Source organism: Acinetobacter pittii ATCC 19004 = CIP 70.29 (assembly GCF_000369045.1).
Classification (GTDB): domain Bacteria; phylum Pseudomonadota; class Gammaproteobacteria; order Pseudomonadales; family Moraxellaceae; genus Acinetobacter; species Acinetobacter pittii.
The window spans coordinates 139,661-159,215 of the sequence record NZ_KB849797.1 but is presented as its reverse complement, the minus strand read 5'-3'; the positions used below and the strand labels follow the sequence as shown (position 1 = coordinate 159,215).

At 40.8% G+C, this 19,555-nt stretch carries 17 protein-coding genes; 14 read left to right on the top strand and 3 right to left on the bottom strand.

Translation table 11 applies throughout. The features are described from left to right. The first annotated feature begins 74 nt into the window (after positions 1–74). The 3 genes from gntT (at position 75) to gapN (ending at position 3,759) form a co-directional block, all read left to right on the top strand. Complete coding sequence (gene gntT / locus F928_RS19395) at positions 75–1,433, top strand: GntT/GntP/DsdX family permease (protein WP_002115035.1); 1,359 nt, start codon at positions 75–77, stop codon at positions 1,431–1,433. A gap of 17 nt (positions 1,434–1,450) precedes the next feature. After that, positions 1,451–1,963, top strand: coding sequence for a gluconokinase (gene idnK, locus F928_RS19390; protein WP_002115138.1), 513 nt, complete (start codon positions 1,451–1,453; stop codon positions 1,961–1,963). 167 nt (positions 1,964–2,130) lie between these two features. Then, positions 2,131–3,759: an NADP-dependent glyceraldehyde-3-phosphate dehydrogenase gene (gene gapN / locus F928_RS19385; protein ID WP_005079146.1), complete on the top strand. Its 1,629-nt coding sequence runs from the start codon at positions 2,131–2,133 to the stop codon at positions 3,757–3,759. 66 nt (positions 3,760–3,825) lie between these two features. Here the strand turns inward: gapN and proA are convergent, their stop codons facing one another. Next, a complete protein-coding gene (proA, locus tag F928_RS19380; RefSeq protein WP_005066156.1) occupies positions 3,826–5,091 on the bottom strand; it encodes a glutamate-5-semialdehyde dehydrogenase in 1,266 nt (421 codons plus the stop codon). Positions 5,092–5,390: 299 nt separating this feature from the next. On the opposite strand from proA, the gene F928_RS19375 reads away from it, so the two are divergent. Beyond that, positions 5,391–6,704: an alpha/beta fold hydrolase gene (locus F928_RS19375; protein WP_005079144.1), complete on the top strand. Its 1,314-nt coding sequence runs from the start codon at positions 5,391–5,393 to the stop codon at positions 6,702–6,704. Positions 6,705–6,759: 55 nt separating this feature from the next. On the opposite strand, the gene F928_RS19370 is transcribed toward F928_RS19375, so the two are convergent. Beyond that, entirely contained in the window at positions 6,760–7,602 is an 843-nt protein-coding gene (locus F928_RS19370) for a class I SAM-dependent methyltransferase (RefSeq protein ID WP_005079142.1), read from the bottom strand. Between the two features lie 325 nt (positions 7,603–7,927). Continuing rightward, positions 7,928–8,947 (bottom strand): beta-N-acetylhexosaminidase, encoded by a 1,020-nt coding sequence (gene nagZ / locus F928_RS19365; protein ID WP_005079140.1) that lies wholly within the window; start codon positions 8,945–8,947, stop codon positions 7,928–7,930. Positions 8,948–9,139: 192 nt separating this feature from the next. Between nagZ and prc the strand changes: the two genes are divergently transcribed. The 10 genes from prc to hisS all read left to right on the top strand — a co-directional run bounded on the left by prc (position 9,140) and on the right by hisS (position 19,553). Beyond that, the gene (gene prc, locus F928_RS19360; protein ID WP_005079135.1) at positions 9,140–11,323 is read left to right on the top strand and encodes a carboxy terminal-processing peptidase; all 2,184 of its coding nucleotides are present in this window, start codon (positions 9,140–9,142) and stop codon (positions 11,321–11,323) included. Between the two features lie 137 nt (positions 11,324–11,460). Further along, on the top strand, positions 11,461–12,750 hold the full coding sequence (locus F928_RS19355; RefSeq protein WP_080632755.1) for a glycosyltransferase family 4 protein: 1,290 nt from the start codon (positions 11,461–11,463) through the stop codon (positions 12,748–12,750). 24 nt (positions 12,751–12,774) lie between these two features. Then, entirely contained in the window at positions 12,775–13,326 is a 552-nt protein-coding gene (locus F928_RS19350; protein WP_005079131.1) for a phosphatase PAP2 family protein, read from the top strand. Positions 13,327–13,425: 99 nt separating this feature from the next. Next, on the top strand, positions 13,426–13,626 hold the full coding sequence (iscX, locus tag F928_RS19345) for a Fe-S cluster assembly protein IscX (protein WP_002115051.1): 201 nt from the start codon (positions 13,426–13,428) through the stop codon (positions 13,624–13,626). A 113-nt stretch (positions 13,627–13,739) separates the two neighbouring features. Further along, complete coding sequence (gene ndk / locus F928_RS19340) at positions 13,740–14,171, top strand: nucleoside-diphosphate kinase (RefSeq protein WP_000963851.1); 432 nt, start codon at positions 13,740–13,742, stop codon at positions 14,169–14,171. A gap of 123 nt (positions 14,172–14,294) precedes the next feature. Next, positions 14,295–15,530 (top strand): dual-specificity RNA methyltransferase RlmN, encoded by a 1,236-nt coding sequence (gene rlmN, locus F928_RS19335; RefSeq protein WP_005079127.1) that lies wholly within the window; start codon positions 14,295–14,297, stop codon positions 15,528–15,530. A 14-nt stretch (positions 15,531–15,544) separates the two neighbouring features. Beyond that, positions 15,545–16,345, top strand: a complete 801-nt coding sequence (pilW, locus tag F928_RS19330; RefSeq protein WP_002114699.1) for a type IV pilus biogenesis/stability protein PilW — start codon at positions 15,545–15,547, stop codon at positions 16,343–16,345. Continuing rightward, the gene (locus F928_RS19325) at positions 16,336–17,127 is read left to right on the top strand and encodes a helix-turn-helix domain-containing protein (protein WP_002114935.1); all 792 of its coding nucleotides are present in this window, start codon (positions 16,336–16,338) and stop codon (positions 17,125–17,127) included. The genes pilW and F928_RS19325 overlap by 10 nt, the downstream gene beginning before the upstream one ends. Positions 17,128–17,148: 21 nt before the next feature. Beyond that, positions 17,149–18,264: a flavodoxin-dependent (E)-4-hydroxy-3-methylbut-2-enyl-diphosphate synthase gene (ispG, locus tag F928_RS19320; protein WP_002115078.1), complete on the top strand. Its 1,116-nt coding sequence runs from the start codon at positions 17,149–17,151 to the stop codon at positions 18,262–18,264. Next, positions 18,261–19,553, top strand: coding sequence for a histidine--tRNA ligase (hisS, locus tag F928_RS19315; protein ID WP_002114994.1), 1,293 nt, complete (start codon positions 18,261–18,263; stop codon positions 19,551–19,553). The genes ispG and hisS overlap by 4 nt, the downstream gene beginning before the upstream one ends. Positions 19,554–19,555 lie beyond the last annotated feature (2 nt).

Here is a 19,555-nt window from a genome sequence, read left to right as displayed (position 1 = left end):
AGTAGGAATTACTGTGGTTGAAGACCCTTGTTTAGGCAGTGTGCCTAAATAATTATTCCAAGGAGAAGTGTCCCATGGAGACGGTTCAGGGTGGCATGTTACTGATCTACACTGTAATCGCGATTATTGCTTTAGTGGTCATGATCGCGAAGTTTAGAATTTATCCATTTTTAGTTCTTATTATTGTTTCACTCGGTTTAGCCTTGGCTGTTGGCATGCCAATGGGTGATATTGTTAAGTCTTATGAAGCCGGTACAGGTAAAACCTTAGGTCACCTTGCGATTGTAATCGCACTAGGAACGATGCTCGGTAAAATGATGGCCGAGTCTGGTGGTGCAGAGCGAATAGCAATTACTTTAATTAAGTGGTTTGGTGAGAAAAATATTCACTGGGCTATGATGTTTATTGCCCTTATTGTTGGCCTTCCCGTATTTTTCGAAGTAGGTTTCGTTCTACTCATTCCAATTGCATTCAACATTGCTAAACGGACAGGCAAATCTTTATTAGTTGTTGGCCTGCCAATGGTTGCCGGTTTATCGGTTGTGCATGGCTTAATTCCACCACATCCAGCAGCATTGTTGGCAGTACAGGCTTATCATGCTGATATTGGTAAAACGATTGCTTATAGTCTGATCGTTGGTGTGCCAACAGCTATTGTTGCTGGACCATTGTATGCACTTTGGATTAATAAATACGTTAAATTGCCCGAAAATAATCCGTTAGCGAAGCAGTTTATTGAAGCAGATACGAATAGAACTCGTGAGCTACCAAGCTTTGGGATTACCTTATTCACAATTATGCTGCCTGTAGTATTAATGTTGGTTGGAAGCTGGGCTGATCTGTTCTTTGCACCACAGACTTTCGCAAATGATTTACTACGTTTTATTGGTACTTCTGATATCGCATTACTCATTGCCGTACTGGTCAGCTTTATTACCTTTGGTACGATGCAGGGCTTTAATCGTGAACAAATTGAAAAATTCTGCGGTGGATGTTTAGCTTCTATTGCAGGGATTATGTTGATTGTAGGTGCTGGTGGTGGTTTTGGCGGCATTTTGCGTGACACTGGTATTTCTAATGAGATTGTCTCTACAGCGTTGAAAGCAAACCTGTCGCCGTTGTTGTTGGGTTGGTTTGTTGCAGCATTAATTCGTTTGGCAACAGGTTCTGCAACGGTGGCTATGGCTACAGCGTGTAGCATTGTTGCTCCAATTGCAGCTACGGCTGGTGTCGCAGTTAGACCAGAACTTTTAGTGCTTGCGACGGGTTCAGGTTCATTAGTTTTCTCACATGTAAATGACGCAGGATTCTGGTTAATCAAAGAATATTTCGGTATGACAGTAGGGCAGACCCTCAAGACTTGGTCGGTATTGGAAACGATCATTTCAGTGTTGGGTTTATCTTTCACGCTACTGCTTAGCACAATTTTATAATTAAAGGTGAGTAATCCATGATTGTGATTGCAATGGGTGTCTGTGGAACAGGTAAAACCCTAATTGGTGAGTTGTTATCAGAGCGTTTGGCTTGTGAGTTCCTTGATGGCGATACGCTTCATTCAGCTGCAAATAAAAGTAAGATGAGTCAAGGTATCCCTTTAACTGATGAAGACCGCTTGCCATGGTTACAGGCAATTCGTCAGGTCATTGAAACCAAACAAAGAGACGGTGAAACGGCTGTATTTACATGTTCATCTTTAAAACGCATGTATCGCGATATTTTAAGAGGGCAGGATCAGAATGTTAAGTTTGTGTACTTAAAGGGCTCTTATGAATTATTAGAGCAAAGACTCGCAGCAAGATCTGGTCATTTCTTTGATCCATCATTGCTACAAACTCAGCTAGATACATTAGAAGAACCTGATGTGAATGAAGCAATTGCTATTGATATTGCTCTCACGCCAGAACAGATCATTGAACAAGTCATCCAGAAGCTAGGGGTGACTGATAGTGTGTGTCGGGGGTAAATTCATCTAGAAAGATTATCAACGCTTTAAGATATTCACCTTGTAGTTTACGGTTCAAGCAAGGTGAGTACGGATAATAATAGTGATATTGACCCGAATAAGACCTGATTACAGTGGCAAGTTCGGGAATATATAAAAGACATACGAATAATAAGGTATTAAGAAGAATGAATCAGTTAAATAATCTACAGCTTAAATTCCCAGTAGTGGACAGTATTCCTGAAAGTGTGCGTCTGCCCTCCCAAATTCATCAGCGTGTTTCACTCGTGGATGGTGAGTTGAAGCTATGGGCTGGTGCAACTAAGAAAACATTATCTCCAATTTGGATTCAGCAGCCTGACGGTAGCCTACAGCAAGTTGAACTTGGTAGTTATCCAATCATGGGTGAAAAAGAAAGCGATGAAGCACTAGAAGCAGCGGTAAGGGCTTACAACAATGGTCGTGGCGAATGGCCAATCATGAAGGTTGGTGAGCGCATTGCCTGTATGCAAAATTTTATTCAGCGCATGGTGGAACAGCGAGATCTAATTATTAAGCTGATCATGTGGGAAATTGGCAAAAGCTTGGCAGACTCAGAGAAAGAATTTGATCGTACGATTACCTACATGCGTCAAACGATTGATGCCCTGAAAGATCTGGATAATGCCAACTCCCGCTTTGTCATGGCTGAAGGTACGATTGGTCAAATTCGTCGTACTCCATTAGGTGTCGTGTTGTGTATGGGACCGTACAACTACCCACTGAATGAAACCTTTGCGACTCTGATCCCAGCCATGCTAATGGGTAATACCATTATTTTTAAACCACCTCAATTTGGGACCTTATTGTTTGAACCGTTACTAGAAGCGTTCCGTGATTCATTTCCAAAAGGTGTGATCAATACGATTTATGCACCAGGTTCTCTAGTAGTGCCGCATTTGCTGGCATCTGGGCAAATTAATGTACTTGCACTCATTGGTTCTAGTAAAGTGGCTGATCACTTGAAGAAGCAACATCCTAAATCTCACCGTCTGCGTGCGATTTTGGGATTGGATGCGAAGAATGCAGCCATTATTCTGCCAGATGCTGATTTGGATCTAACAGTGAAAGAGTGTCTGCTGGGTGCATTGTCGTTTAATGGTCAGCGTTGTACCGCGCTCAAAATGCTGATGGTACATCGCTCGATAGCCGATGAATTTGTTAACCGCCTAATGGCTGAACTGGCCAAACTTAAAGTGGGTATGCCGTGGGAAAAAGGTGTATTTATTACGCCGCTACCAGGTATGCATCGTACAGCCTACATGACTGATGTCATTGAAGATGCCGTGGCTAAAGGTGCAAAAGTGGTTAATCCGGAAGGTGGTGAATTCTGCAAAACCATGTTCTATCCAGCCGTAGTTTATCCAGTGACTGAAGCTATGAGGCTGTATCGTGAAGAACAGTTCGGTCCAGTGATACCAGTCTCTGTTTATGATGACATTGAAACTGTACTGGAATATGTCACTACTTCTGATCATGGGCAACAGGTGAGTATTTTTGGTAGCGACCCTGAGCAAATTGGTCATTTAGTTGATCCGCTGGTTCATCAGGTTTGCCGTGTAAATATCAATTGTCAATGTCAGCGTGGCCCTGATGTGTTCCCATTCGGTGGTCGTAAAGATTCTGCGGAAGGTACACTGTCTGTGCATGATGCTCTGCGAGCGTTCTCTATCCGTTCTATGATTGCTGCTAAACAAACAGATGACAGCAAAGGCATGTTGGCCTCTATGGTGTCTGAACACTATTCTAAATTCGTGAATACCGACTTTATTTTCTAATTAATAACTTGAATAATAAAAAAACGCCTGATATTGATCAGGCGTTTTTTTGAAGTGTTAAATCTGTTATTGGCGAATTTGACCGTCACCTAACACAATCCATTTCTGAGAAGTTAAGCCTTCTAAACCAACTGGACCGCGGGCATGAATTTTATCTGTAGAAATACCAATTTCTGCGCCTAAGCCATATTCAAAACCATCAGCAAAACGAGTTGATGCATTGATTACAACTGAGCTTGAATCTACGCGAGCCAAGAACTGACGAGCCAAAGTATAGTTTTCAGTCACAATTGCATCGGTGTGATGTGAACCATATTTGTTAATATGGTCAATTGCTTCATCAATACCGCTAACCACTTTAACAGCAAGAATTGGCCCTAAATATTCGGTGTACCAATCTTCTTCTGTTGCAGGTTTTACAGAGGCACCCAAAATACGGCGTGTTTCTGGGCAGCCACGTAACTCAACTTGTTTTTCAGCATAAAGTTCAGCAATGTGCGGTAAGAAAACATCGGCAATTTTTTCATCAACGAGCAAAGTTTCCATCGCATTACAAACGCCATAACGATGTGTTTTGGCATTTAAAGTAATTGGTAATGCTTTTTGCAAGTCTGCCTGTGCTTCAACAAATACATGGCAGTTACCATCAAGATGTTTAATGACAGGAATACGAGCTTCATTGGTTACGCGCTCAATTAAGCTTTTACCACCACGTGGAACAATGACATCAACATATTCAGCCATTGTAATGAGGTGACCAACAGCTGCACGGTCAGAAGTTTCAATGACTTGTACTGAATGCTCAGGTAAACCGGCAACTTTTAAACCATGCTTAATTGCTTCTGCGATTGCTTTATTTGACTCGAGTGCTTCTGAACCACCACGTAAAATAATGGCATTGCCTGATTTAATCGCTAAAGATGCAGCTTCAAGTGTTACGTTTGGACGTGATTCGTAAATCATACCCACTACGCCTAAAGGTACACGCATTTTTCCAATTTGAATGCCTGTGGGGCGATATGCAAGATCAGTAATTTCCCCAATTGGATCGACAAGTGCGATCACATCTTTTAAACCTTGCAACATCCCTTTAAATCGTGCGGGCGTAAGCTCAAGACGATCAAGTAAGGCACTGTCGAGCTGATTGCTACGACCTTTATCCATGTCGATTTGATTCGCCGCCAAGATTGCTGCTTGATTATTTTCCAAAGCAGTATAAATAGCAGAGAGTGCATGATTTTTTAGTGAGGTAGAAGCACTTGTTAAGACGCGTGAGGCCTCGCGTGCTTGTTGCCCAACTTTTTGCATATATTGTTCAATTGAATCTTGCATAGCATTTTTTAATCATTTACCAATGAGTAAGATAGTAGCAGTCAAATGCGGAACAATGAATGGCTTTTTTTGAAAAATGTGACCGCCATAAAAAAACATTTAAATATTTTGCAAACTATTAGCGACTTAAACAAGATGAGCGGTCATTTCAGCGATTGCGTATATTTCAGACAATTGTTTAGAATGTTATTGTGCAATACAAACTAATACAAATTTTAAAGTTTTGTGCATAAAAGATTACGTGTTCAAGAAGGAACTCTTGCAGCATAAAAAAATTACAGCAAGGAGGAAGCAAGGATATGAATTCCATTATTCAAATGGATTCGGAGATCAACCAAGCTTATGCCGGTTTTGGCTTTTTCGATATCTACCATAGAGATAGTTTTAAACAACCTGCTCGTACAACATGGATTGACGGTTGGAAAATTGAATATATGGCAATTGCCGATCCTAAAACGATTCACAAAACACCGATTGTGATTGTTGGTGGTGCTTTCCAGAATTTTAATTCTTATAAATATTGTGTTGAACAATTGTTTGAAAGTGGTCCGGTTATTTTAATTGACTTACCTTCGATGGGTGCAAATCAGCAAATTACTAATCGCGACACAGGAGTATCTGCGGGTACTTTAGAACTTCCTGATTTATCTGAAATGTTAGGACGTTGGTTAGATATCGTTGGAATACAAAAAGTTTCTGTAATGGGAATGTCTTTAGGTTCAGTAATTGCTTCTTGTTTTGCTCATCAGCGCCCTGACTTGATGGATCGTATGATTTTGATGGGAGTTATGCAAAAGACTCGTAAAAGTTGGCGAATGATTTTGGAAGAATCCCTCAAACTCATGCAAGAAAACCGTATGGAAGAGTTTGGGCAAGCTGTTATTTTGTATTTAGTTAATCATGCAAAATTAGATAAAACTCGTATGTCACCAACCGCTAAAAAGTTATTTTTTAGACAAATGGCCGAGTTTACGGGGACTGAGCGGGAACGTTATGAAATTAACTGTAATCGTCTTTTGCGTTTAACAGATGTACCTATTCCAGAGTGCAAAACGTTGGTTGCAGCAGGGCAGTACGACAGTTTTACTCTGCCTCATGAAAATGCCAATTTTGCTTTGCAATGTCCAGATATGGAATTTGCACTTATTGCAAACGCTGATCATGTGCCACAGCTCCAACGTCGTAAAGAAACCATGAGTTTGTTCACTTCATTCTTGAAGGGTGAATCTATCCACAATCTGGATGGTATTATTCCAATGACCCGTGAACAAATGCAAAACATGGAGCGCCGTGGTGAAGAGCGAGTTCCAGTTTTGCAACCTAAAACTAAACTGAGCCACCGTGAATGTAAAACAGAAGTGCCAGTGACGATTGTTGACGTGACTTTCTTTGGGATGTATTTAAAAATGGATGATGTTTCGCAGCTTGATTTTGTGAATGACCATCCACGTGATTTGGCACTGCATTTAGAAGATGAAGAAGGTCGTTTTGCAATTGAGTGTTTAATCTTTGAAGCTACTGAACAAGGAATACGTGCTTTATTTAAACATGGTAGTTTTGAGCTTGCTGATCGGTTAAGCCGTTTTATTGCTCGTCAAAAACAAGCAGCTTAATAATATAGTTATAGATGGAAGCTCGTTTATGTCGAGCTTCCATTTTTTATATTTATTATTTTATTTGAGAGTGAATAATCCAAACTAAGTCGCCTAAATGCTCTTCATGGTTATCTTGAGAAACTTGCCCAAAGAATATTTGTGGCTGTTCAATAGTAACCTGCTCAAACTCTGTATCTTTAAAAAAGTCTTTAACTTCTTGTGGACTTTTGAAATGAAAACTAAATGAACTGCGAGACATGAGTTTAAGTAACTTACTACTATTCCAAATAATACTAGCGAGTTTGTTTTTAACTGGTTCAGGGTAGAGGTCTGTTAAATAGTGAAACTTTTTAAAAGTAGCCCCATAGTGGCCAATCGATTGGATCAATTGTTTTAATAAATTTTTATCAAAATAGTTAATCAAGCCTTCACTAATCACAACCAGTGGACGGTTAGGGGCAAATACTTCAAATGCTTGTTCAAAAGCTTCTGTAAATAAATCAACTGATAAGATTTCAGGTGCATTTTTTTCAATTTGCTGTAACGCATTTTGTTTGGTTTGTGCCATATCGGGTAAATCAAGCTCCCGATAGGTAATAGAAGGGTAATACTGTCTAAACCACCAACCGCGTGGAGACAGGCCACATGCTATTTCTAGAACTTGTAAATCAGGACTTTCTTGAATGAGTTGTTCTAAATAATGATCAAGCATGGTGTGGCGTTGTTTGAGCGTGGTGCGCATGCTACCGCCGACATATTTCTCTGCCCATGATTCTATCGGATGAACCAAATACGCTAGTGATTTGCCTTTGGTTGTTGCAAGTGCTTCATGAGAGATCCCCATTTGATACCAGATATAACCCGTATAGTGGGCTGTAAAAGAGATGTGGCGGTGTTTTGAAAGTTGTTGTGTCATTCGTCCTGAACTCGATTTATTGTTTTTGTGTGATCTTCATTATTTATAAAAATGAAGAATTTTTACTGCATTGATGTTGAATGAACCTGCATGACGGAGTCCTGTGAATTAGGTTAGTATTTTGGGATGAACTTTCAGTTGGAGTTACTTTTCTTTCGGGAAAAGTAACCAAAACCATTGTCATACGCAAAACCTGTTCACTTTCTGCATCTATCAAATATATTGAAGCAATCAATATCCTTCAGCAGATGAGCAGGTTGCGTATGACTTAACCGCGTATCAGATAGTGAATAGGTTTTTGTAGCCAATTAAAATTTTTACTAACTTAAATCGAATTTTTAAACTCTTCAATGGCTGTTTTGACAGCTTGCCACTCATTTCCAAGCGATAAGGTTTCACCGATCTGAATTTGTGGAATTTGGCCGCGCATGCGTTCTAAACGCTCTTGGTTTGGTAGTTCTAAGTTTGTAATACCTTCGAGCGCTGTACAGGCTGCACTTCGGTCATTACACACCAGCCCCATGTCACACCCAGCTGCTAGAGCAGCCTGAATACGAGCATCTGCGCCACCTGCTACACATGCAGCTTGCATGCTTAAGTCATCAGAGAAAAGTACGCCATTAAAATTCAAACGTTTGCGTAGAACCTCTTGAATCCAGAAAGGTGAAAAACCTGCTGGATTTGGGTCAACTTGATCATAAATCACATGTGCTGGCATGAGCGCATCAAGCTGAGGCATAAGGTTAATGAAGCTTTGCATATCATGGTTATAAATTTCGTCATAGCTACGGCTGTCGATTGCAGCAGCAACATGAGAGTCGGCTTTCACAGAACCGTGGCCTGGGAAATGTTTGCCCGTATTTGCCATTCCAGCTTTTTTCATGCCTTGCATAAATGCGCCTGCAAGTGGGGCAATATCTTCAATATTTTTAGAGAAGCCACGGTCGCCAATCACGTCACTAATAGCATTCAGGTCTAAAACCGGTGCAAAACTGAAATCGATACCGACAGCAAGAACTTCAGTTGCCATTAACCAGCCGCACTGTTCAGCCAGCTGAAGTGCTTTTTGTGGTTGAGTTAAATACAACTCTCCGAAACGGCCCATGGCTGGTAATAAGGTAAAACCTGATCTTAGGCGCTGAACTCGGCCACCTTCTTGGTCAACAGCAATCAAAATATCTGGGCGAATTTGACGCATATGGTCGGTTAAAGCACGCACTTGTTGTGGAGATTCAATATTTCGTGCAAATAAAATCATGCCACCGACTTGCGGAGCGCGTAATAGTTCAATATCTTCTTGAGTAAGTTCTGTGCCGGCGATGTCCAGCATCAATGCGCCAATCATATTGGTTCCATTTGAATTTTGATTGAAAAACAATAAGCGAATTTTGCAATGTTTTGCTACATTTTGTCAGTACAGAATATGATAAAACTACACGGTATAAACAATTTAGTTGGTTAAGATTTTGAATCTGCTTAGTTCATATCGAAAACAGAGCGTGTAAGATAGGAACACCCAAGGAAGTATTAAAAATTTATGAAACTTCAAACTATAGCTTGTGCAGTAGCGATCGCGACTGGCGGTTTATTCTTCTCTCATACGATGAATGAAGCGAGAGCGGCAACCCATACTGCTGCGGTTTCTCAATCAATCCAGCCAACGCAAGAACAGGCTTTGGTGGCTCGCCAACTGGCAACTTTAGTTGATCGTCAACATTATTTAAATATGCGTTTGGATGCGACCACATCAAATCGTATTCTAGATATGTATTTAGATAGTCTTGATCCAGATCACTCATTATTTCTAGATTCTGAAGTTCAAAATTATAAAAAACTATATGGTTCAAATTTTGGTGCTTCATTAAAAGCGGGGAATTTAACTGGACCGTTTGCAATTCATCAGCAATATCGTGAACGCTTAAAACAATTTTATGAGTTCATGTTAGCTGAGTTAAAACAACAGCAAAATTTAAAGCAGCCTAATAGTTATATTGAAGTTGATCGTGAAAAAGCACCGTATTTTAAAACGACTGCTGAGCAACAAAATCATTGGCGGAAAATGTTGGTTTCACAGTTAATCAACTTAACCATTAGCCGTGAAGAAGAGCAGGCGAAACAAAAAGCGCTTAAAGAAAATCCTTCGCTTGCTGATGGTCAAGACTTAACTGGCCCAGAAGATTTAACGCCAGCTCAAACGTTAACTAAACGTTATACGCGTCAGCTTGAAAGAATTAGTCGTGTGAAAAGCGATGACGTCTTGGACAAAACATTAAATGCAATGTTGGCGACCTATGATCCACATAGTAACTATTACCCGCCAATTGATGCGATAGAACTCAATCGCCAAACTACCTTGCAACTCGAAGGTATTGGTGTGTCGATTCGTCCAGAACGTGGCAACGAAGATTACACCAAGATTGAAACCATTGTAGAAGGTGGTCCTGCAAGTAAGTCTGGCCAAGTGAAATCAGGAGATCGAATCATTGGTGTCGCCCAAGAAGGCGAGAAAATGGTTGATGTAATCGGTTGGACAAGTTCTGAAATTGTTGGGCTTATTCGTGGTAAACGCGGAACAAAAGTCACATTAAAACTTCTTGGTGCTGGTGCATCAATGAGTCAGGCACGTAATGTGACCCTAGTACGTGATGTGATTCAAGAAGAAGATGCTGGTGTTCGTTCACGCACAGTTGAAGTGACACGTGATGGTAAAAAGCATGTGTTGGGTGTAATTGAAATTCCATCATTCTATTTTGACTATCGTTCACGTCGTGCGGGGCAACAATACCGTTCAGTTTCTGAAGATACTGCAAATGCTTTTGAAGCGCTAAAAGCGAAGAAAGTAGAAGGTATTATTATTGACTTACGTAATGACCCGGGTGGCTCATTAGAAGAAGTTGCACGTATGTTGGGGCAGGTGATTAAGTCTGGTCCGGTGGTACAAATTCGTGATGGTAATGGCAACGTAAGCGTGTTTGAAGATAACGATGGCGGCCAGCAAATCTATACAGGCCCACTCGCGGTATTGGTGAACTTGGCATCTGCATCGGCAAGTGAGATTTACTCTGCTGCAATTCAAGATTATGAGCGCGGTATTATTATTGGTAGTACAACCACTGGTAAGGGTACAGCTCAGGTACAACTTGATACTTTGGCATATGGTCAAGCGACTTTAACTCAGCGTAAGTTCTATCGTATTACAGGTGGTAGTACACAAAATAAAGGTGTAGTGCCAGACATTAAACTCGTCGATATCTATAACGAAGAGTTTGGTGAGCGTAAATCGAAGAATGCGTTGAAGTGGGACACAATTCCTACTGCACCATTTAAACGAGAAGGTTCTGTTCAGCCTTATGTGACAAAGTTGTCCCAATTCTCTGAACAACGTGTTGGCAATGACGCTCAGTTTAAATATCTAAATAAACGTACTGCGATTGCTAAGGTGACGAGTGATCAAAAACAAGTGGTACTTGATATTGATAAGCGCCGTGCTGAATTACTTGGTCTAGAGAAACAAACTTTAGATGCAGAGAATGAACGCCGTGCTGCAACGGGTCAAAAGCCTTTTGCAAACTGGGAAAGCTATCAAGCTTCATTAGATGCTCTAGCTGAATCTCGCGCTAAAATGAAAGCATCGCAACGTCCAGCGTTACCAGAAGAGGAAACTTTTGTGACTGAAGCTGCTAATGTACTCATGGATTATGCAAAATTGCAAAATCGCTAAGAGTTACTAGAATTTAAGAAAAAGCATGCTGTCATCAGTGTGCTTTTTTTATTTTTCATGTCAGTAAACTGTCATGCATTTATCATCAAAATGTCAAAAAAACTGCTTAATCTTTAAGCATGAAAATAAATACATTGATGGATGGCGCTATGCAAAGTTCATATGCGACAGCACTATTAAAACAACAGCAACTTCCTGAGAGCTTCCAATTCTTTTTTAAACAAAAGCAGCAGCTATCTAATGCACATTCATTGCATGATTTGGTGCGCCCACGTTTAAAAATTGCGATTGTAACGGAAACTTGGCCACCCGAAATCAATGGTGTGGCACTATCATTATTACAGTTATGCCAAGGTTTACAAAAACAGGGGCATAAGATTTTACTGATTCGCCCAGAGCAAAAAGCGAAATGTCATGACTTTATGCCAGAGCAAGAATGTCTGGTGATGTCGCAGGCGATTCCAAAATATCCAACTTTACAATTTGGTTGGCCACAATATTTAAAAGTATCGAAAGCTTTTGAAAAGTTTGTGCCAGATGTTGTGCACATCGTGACTGAAGGGCCGTTAGGTTTAACCGCTATGCAGGCTGCTAAGGCAAAAGCTATTCCTGTTTCGAGCGGCTTTCATTCGCCATTTCAAGATTTTAGTCGATTCTTCGATTTGGCTTTTTTAGTCAAACCGATTCAAAAATACCTGTGCTGGTTTCACAATAACACTCAAGTAACTTGTGTGCCGAGTAAAGATACTCAAGAAGCATTACGCGGTTTTGGTATTACTTGTCCACTGGTTGTCGTTGGGCGTGGCGTAGATACAACCAGATTTTCACCGAAGCATCGCTCTGAAAATTTGCGAAAACAATGGGATGCTAATGAGAATACTCGCGTTATGCTTTATGTGGGGCGTTTGTCTCCCGAAAAAGAAGTGCAAGTTCTCATTGAAAGTTATGCGAACCTACAAACCATTCAGCCACATAAAACTAAATTAGTAATTGTAGGAGATGGCCCAGATTTTGCTCGTTTAAAGTCACTACCTGAAGCGAAGGGTGTTATCTTTACTGGAAGTCTGAGAGGTCAAGATTTGGCGGCTGCCTATGCGAGTGCAGATGTATTCGTATTTGCGAGTCAAGTTGAAACGTTTGGTAACGTAGTTTTAGAGGCAATGGCAAGCGGTTTACCAGTTATAGCGTATGATTATGCATGTGCACATCAATACTTAACACATGGTGTGAATGGCTGGTTAAGCCCACTTGGACAAAAAAACCACTTTATACAACAAATTTATCAGCTTCCTTCAGTACAACAACTTAGAGAAATGGGCGTACAAGCCTGTCATAAAGTACAGCAAAGCGGTTGGCAACTTCCGGTTCAGCAATTGGAGCAGGCATTTTATCAGGTAGTGAAGGAGCCCTCGTTGGACTTCACCTAAGTATCCTAAGATAGGAGAATGACCATGAAATTTAAGAATGCAAAAATAAAAATACTCGATTTAGATTTGAGAGGCTGTTTATATCTGAACAATTTCTCTCACTCACAGCGTGTTGCCCTTTTTTTCAAAATTATCAGTCGTGTTGGTGATGGTCCATTTTGGTATCTAATGTTGGCAATCGTGTGGGGCATGCAAGGCATTAACTATAGCTTGCAAATCATCTACTTGTTATTAGGTGGTTCTTTCGGCACAGCAATCTATAAATTTTTAAAACATAAAACAACGCGACCACGTCCTTATCAGGTGCATCAGGTAATTGTACTTGGTGAAAGACCGCTTGATCACTTTAGTTTTCCATCAGGTCACACGCTTCATGCGGTCATGGTGACAATTGTATTGGGTTACATCCAGCCAGTTCTGCTTGCAGCCATGTTCCCATTTATGGTGCTTGTCGCTTTGTCACGGATGGTATTGGGCCTTCATTATCCAAGTGATGTGATTGTTGGTGCGCTAATTGGTGCAGCGGTCGCGGCTACGATTATTTTTGTGGCGCCATTATTGAACATCGCTTTATAAGTATCGGTAATTTTTATCAGCTTAAGCTATCGATTAAGTTTGTGGATTTGCTAAAGTACACAGTTCGTGATTTAGCAGATTAAACAGATAGGAGCCGCTATGGGCTTACGTTGGACGGATACGATTGATATTGCCATTGAATTGTCAGAAGCACATCCAGAAGTTGATCCGCAATGGATTCGTTTTACCGATTTACATGCATGGGTGTGCGCATTGCCAGACTTCACTGATGACCCAAATAAATCGACAGAAGGATTGCTAGAAGGCATTCAGATGGCCTGGATAGACGAAGTTCGCTAAAAACAGTAGAAAAAATCGCAACTTTTACACATTCAAAGCTGATTATTGCCTATGACATCGGTATAATGCGGCAAATTTTTTAAAGTTTAAATCTTAAAATAAAGGAGCCACTCATGGCTATTGAACGTACTTTGTCTATCGTAAAACCTGATGCAGTGTCTAAAAACCACATCGGTGAAATTTTTGCTCGTTTTGAAAAAGCGGGTTTAAAAATTGTTGCGACTAAAATGAAACACCTTTCTCAAGCTGACGCTGAAGGTTTCTATGCTGAGCATAAAGAACGTGGTTTCTTCGGTGACTTAGTTGCATTCATGACTTCTGGTCCAGTTGTAGTATCTGTTCTTGAAGGTGAAAACGCAGTTCTTGCACACCGTGAAATCTTAGGTGCTACAAACCCTAAAGAAGCTGCTCCTGGTACGATTCGTGCTGACTTCGCTGTAAGCATCGACGAAAACGCTGCTCACGGTTCTGACTCAGTTGCTTCTGCAGAGCGTGAAATTGCTTACTTCTTTGCTGACAACGAGATCTGCCCACGCACTCGTTAATCGAAAGCATTCAAACCAGATAAGTGGTATACTACTTATCTGGTTTTTTTATTCTCTTAAGAGAATATTGTTTGATTCTTGAACAATATCTTCAGTTTTTTGACATGGTTTAGGTAAATACACATGAGTTCTGCAGTGGTCGTTTCATCTGAAAATCTTGATGGACAGCAGCAATCTTCGTCCACGCCGGTAATCCCTGCTGCCGAAAATAAAGTGAATTTACTCGGCATGTCTCGTCCTGAGTTAGAAAAATTCTTTGAAGATATTGGTGAGAAGAAGTTTCGTGCCGGACAGGTCATGAAATGGATACATCAATACTTTGTTACTGACTTTGCTGAAATGACCAATATTTCAGGCAAATTACGTGCGAAGCTTGAACAGATTAGTGAAATTAAAGCACCTGAAGTGGTTCACCGTCATTACTCAAAAGATGGTACACGTAAGTGGGTGTTTCGCGTAGGTGAGGGTGCAGGTTCTTTAGTTGAAACTGTATTAATTCCTGCTGAAGATAAAACTGGGTTACGTAAAACGCTTTGTATTTCCTCTCAAGTGGGCTGCGCATTAGATTGCTCATTTTGTTCAACAGGTAAACAAGGTTTCCAACGTGATTTAACGCCAGATGAAATTATTGGGCAACTCTGGATGGCAAACTATTCTTATATGGAAGAAGTGCCTGTTGCCGAGCGCGAACGTTCAGTGACCAATGTTGTGATGATGGGCATGGGTGAGCCATTGCTCAACTATGATGCTGTATTAAGCTCAATGCAGATTATGCTTGATGACTTTGCTTATGGCATGTCAAAACGTCGTGTGACTTTATCGACATCAGGTGTTGTACCAAAAATTGACCAGCTTGCAAAAGATATTGATGTGGCTTTAGCCATTTCTTTACATGCGCCAAACGATGAATTACGTAACGAATTAGTACCTATTAATAAAAAATATCCATTGGCTCAGTTAATTGCAGCATGTCAGCGTTATATTGCTAAAGATGGTAATGAAAGTACGCGTAAACATGTGACGATTGAATATGTGATGTTAGAAGGCGTGAATGATCAGCCTGAACATGCACAGCAAATGATTAAATTATTAAAAAATTTACCAAGTAAAATTAACTTGATTCCGTTTAACCCGTTCCCGCATGCGCCATATGGTCGTTCAAGCCGAAATCGTATTATCTCGTTCCAAAAAACTTTGTCTGATGCTGGATTTGTGTGTACGATTCGTCAAACACGTGGTGATGATATTGACGCTGCATGTGGGCAGTTAGTGGGTCAAGTGGCTGACAGAACCCGTCGTGCTGAACAGTGGCAGAAAAAAGTCACACAGCGTCAAGAGATTTTGCGTACACAAGGATAAATTGAGGGCAGGCTTTGAGTATTCCAAAGTTAAAAACGGTTTTATGTATGGGGATTGCAGTTGCATTTCTGGTAAGTGGTTGCCAGACAACGCATACGCAAAAAAAAGACCCTGAGAAAGCGGTAAAGGTGCGTACACAACTTGCTGCTGAACATATCCGTTCGGGTGACTTGGACTCAGCAAAGCGAGCTCTTGATCAAGCTTTAAGTGTAGATAGCCGCGATGCTACTGCAAATATGATGATGGGTATTTTGCTACAGCAAGAAGGTAGCAAACCCAATTTAGAAAAAGCAGAACATTATTTTAAAAGAGCAATTTCATCTGAACCGGATAATGCTCAAGCACATAATAATTATGGTACTTATTTATATCAAATGGAGCGTTATAATGATGCGGTTGAGCAATTTCGTATTGCTGGCGCAACATTAGGTTATGACCAACGCTATCAGGCATTAGAAAATCTGGGGCGTATTTATTTAAAATTGGGTGATGTTGCGAATGCTGAAAAAACATTCAAACAAGCACTCCTTGCTAACCGCGACTCTTATATTTCAATGTTAGAGTTAGCGGAAATTTTTTATTTGCAGCAGCAGATTCCGGCTGCTACACAAATGTATGAGCAATATGTTCGTACAGTGGGGCAGAAAAATCAGGGTGCAAGAGCACTTTGGATTGGTGTAAGAGTGGCTCGAGCCAATGCGGATAAAATGGGAATGCAAGTGTTAGTAAACCAGTTACGTGCTTTGTTCCCGGAAAGTCCAGAATATCAACGTTATTTGCAATTACAGTATAGTACTGAGGCCGTATGGAAATAAATCCTAATTCACAGCAGCCAACTGGCTCAAGCTTACCGACTTCTGCTTTAGGAAATATTCAACGTCCTGGTGAGTATTTACGTCAAATTCGAGTTGCTCAGAATAAAGAGTTAGGGCAAGTTTCTTCAGATTTAAATATGCCGGTTAAGACCTTGACCGCTTTAGAGCAAGATGACTATAAATCATTGCCGGAAGCGACTTTTATTAAGGGTTATTACCGTTCATATGCAAAATATTTAAATACGGACGCGACGGCAATTATTCAGCGTTTCGATGAGATTTATGCAAATGATACTGGGCTGTTACCAAATCATGCCTTAAATAATTCGCCAATTAAAATCATGGGTAAACTCCCGGGTTCTAATAGTGATCGTAATAAGAAATGGTTAAAGCGCGCACTTCTTGCTGTTGTAATTCTTGCTGTTGTGTCATTGCTTGTTATGGGTGTCCAAAAATGGACTTCAAAGAAAGAAGATGCTGATTTACCTAAAGTAAATCAATCGAATGTTGAAGTTTTACCTATGCAAGGGGCTACCACCTCAACAGTGGGTGATCAATTGGTGTTAAACTTTAACCGACCAACTTCTGTTCATATTGTTGATGCAACAGGTAAAGTTTTGGCGACAGGTCGTCAGTCATCAACTTTAAACTTAACTGGTGAGTCTCCATTCCAGATTCGTCTTGATGATGCAACGGCTGTGTCATTAAGTCTAAACCAAGAACAGATTTCATTGTCTCCATATACGGTAAACGGTAAAGCAGAATTCCGTTTATCCCGCTAATACCATGAGTTGAGCGATACAATGATAGAGAACCCAATTAAACGTCGACCAACACGTAAAATCCGTGTTGGTTCGGTGTATGTCGGTGGCGATGCACCTATTAGTGTGCAAAGTATGACAAATACCGAAACTTGCGATGTCGATGCAACCGTTGCTCAAATCGAGCGTTGTGTTGATGCAGGTGCTGATATTATGCGTGTTTCGGTCCCATCTATGGAGGCTGCTGAGGCATTTGGTGCGATCCGTAAACGTGTTTCAGTTCCATTGGTGGCTGATATTCACTTTGACCATAGAATTGCTCTGGCAGTTGCAGACTATGGTGCAGACTGTTTACGTATTAACCCAGGCAATATTGGCTCAGACCAGAAAGTGCGTGAAGTCGTTGCTGCGGCGCGTCATCATGGCATTTCTATGCGTATTGGGGTCAATGCGGGTTCTTTAGAAAAAGATTTACAAAAGAAATATGGCGAACCTACAGGTGAGGCGCTGCTTGAATCAGCACTACGTCATATTGATATTTTAGATCGTCTCAACTTCCATGAATTTAAAGTCAGCGTAAAAGCATCAAATGTGTTTTTAACCATGGATGCTTATCGTTTACTTTCAAAGCAAATTGATAACCCATTACATCTAGGTGTGACTGAAGCTGGTATTTATCGTACAGGTACTGTGAAGTCGGCGATTGCCCTTGGCGGATTGTTGATGGAAGGTATTGGCGATACGATGCGTATTTCGCTTGCCGCCGAACCGGAAGATGAAATCAAGATTGGTTTCGATATCTTAAAATCACTAGGGCTTCGTTCTAACGGGATTAACTTTATTGCTTGCCCAAGTTGTTCTCGCCAAGAATTTAATGTTATTCAGGTAATGCAAGCATTGGAAGAGCGTTTAGAAGATATTCGTACTCCAATGGATGTGTCGGTAATTGGTTGTAAAGTAAACGGCCCGGGTGAAGCAAAAGAAGCTGACATCGGGGTTGTTGGGGCTGCGCCTCGCTCATTGGTTTATCGTAATGGTGAAAAAAGCCATTTAATCGATACCGATCAATTGGTTGATGAAATCGAAACTATGGTTCGTCAACGTGTCCAAGAGCTTGAAGAAGCTAAATCTAAAGAAATTATTCGTAGTTCATCATGAGTTCAATCGTCGCAATCAAAGGTTTTAATGACATCTTGCCATCGCAAACAGTAGCGTGGAGACGTCTCGAGCAACATTTAGCATCTTTAATGGATGCTTATGGATATCAACAAATTCGTTTGCCGATTGTTGAACAAACGGGCTTGTTTAAACGTGCTATTGGTGATGCTACCGATATTGTTGAAAAAGAAATGTATACCTTTTTCGACAAAGGTAATCCACCAGAGTCATTAACCTTACGTCCAGAGGGTACAGCAGGTTGTGTTCGTGCATTGGTTGAACATAATTTGTTGCGCGGTGCTACGCCACGCGTGTGGTATATGGGACCTATGTTCCGTTATGAAAAACCACAAAAAGGACGTTACCGTCAGTTCCACCAATTTGGTGTGGAAACTTTCGGTGTTGCGACTCCTGATATTGAAGCTGAAGTTATCTTGATGACAGCTCGCTTATGGAAACGTATGGGCGTTGATCACATGGTTCAACTTGAGTTAAATACTTTGGGTGAAAAAGATGAGCGTACAGAATACCGTAATGCTTTAGTTGCGTTTTTAAACGAGCATAAAGATGCGTTGGATGAAGACTCACAGCGTCGTTTAACAACAAATCCATTACGTATTTTAGATTCTAAAATTGAATCGACTCAGAAAATTCTAGAAAATGCGCCGAAATTATATGACTTTTTGAAAGAAGATAGTTTAAGTCACTTCCAACAATTGCAAGATTATTTGACTGCTGCGGGTGTTAAATTTGTCATTAATCAAAAATTGGTGCGTGGTCTGGACTATTACAACAAAACCGTTTTTGAATGGACAACAACTGCACTTGGTTCGCAAGGTACTGTGTGCGGCGGTGGTCGTTATGATGGTCTTGTTGGTCAGCTAAAAGGTAAGCCGGATCAATCTGTACCTGCTGTTGGCTTTGGGATGGGGATGGAGCGCTTATTGCTTCTGGTTGAGCAAGTTGAACAGGCTCAAGTTATACGTGATTGTGAAGTCTTCTTGGTTGCAGAACCTGCTTATCAAACCAAAGCTTTGATTTTAGCAGAACAATTACGTGACCAGTTAGAAGCTGCAAATAGCAGTATTCGAATCAAAACAGGTTCACAAGGCAGCATGAAGAGTCAGATGAAAAAAGCTGATCAGGCTGGGGCTGTTTACGCCATGATTTTAGGTGAGCGTGAATGGGAAGCGCAGCAACTTGCTATCAAAGAGTTAGCAACAGCTGAGCAGTCTCAAGTTGCGCTGGCTGAGCTTGTACCATTCTTAATCGAAAAATTTACAAAATAAAC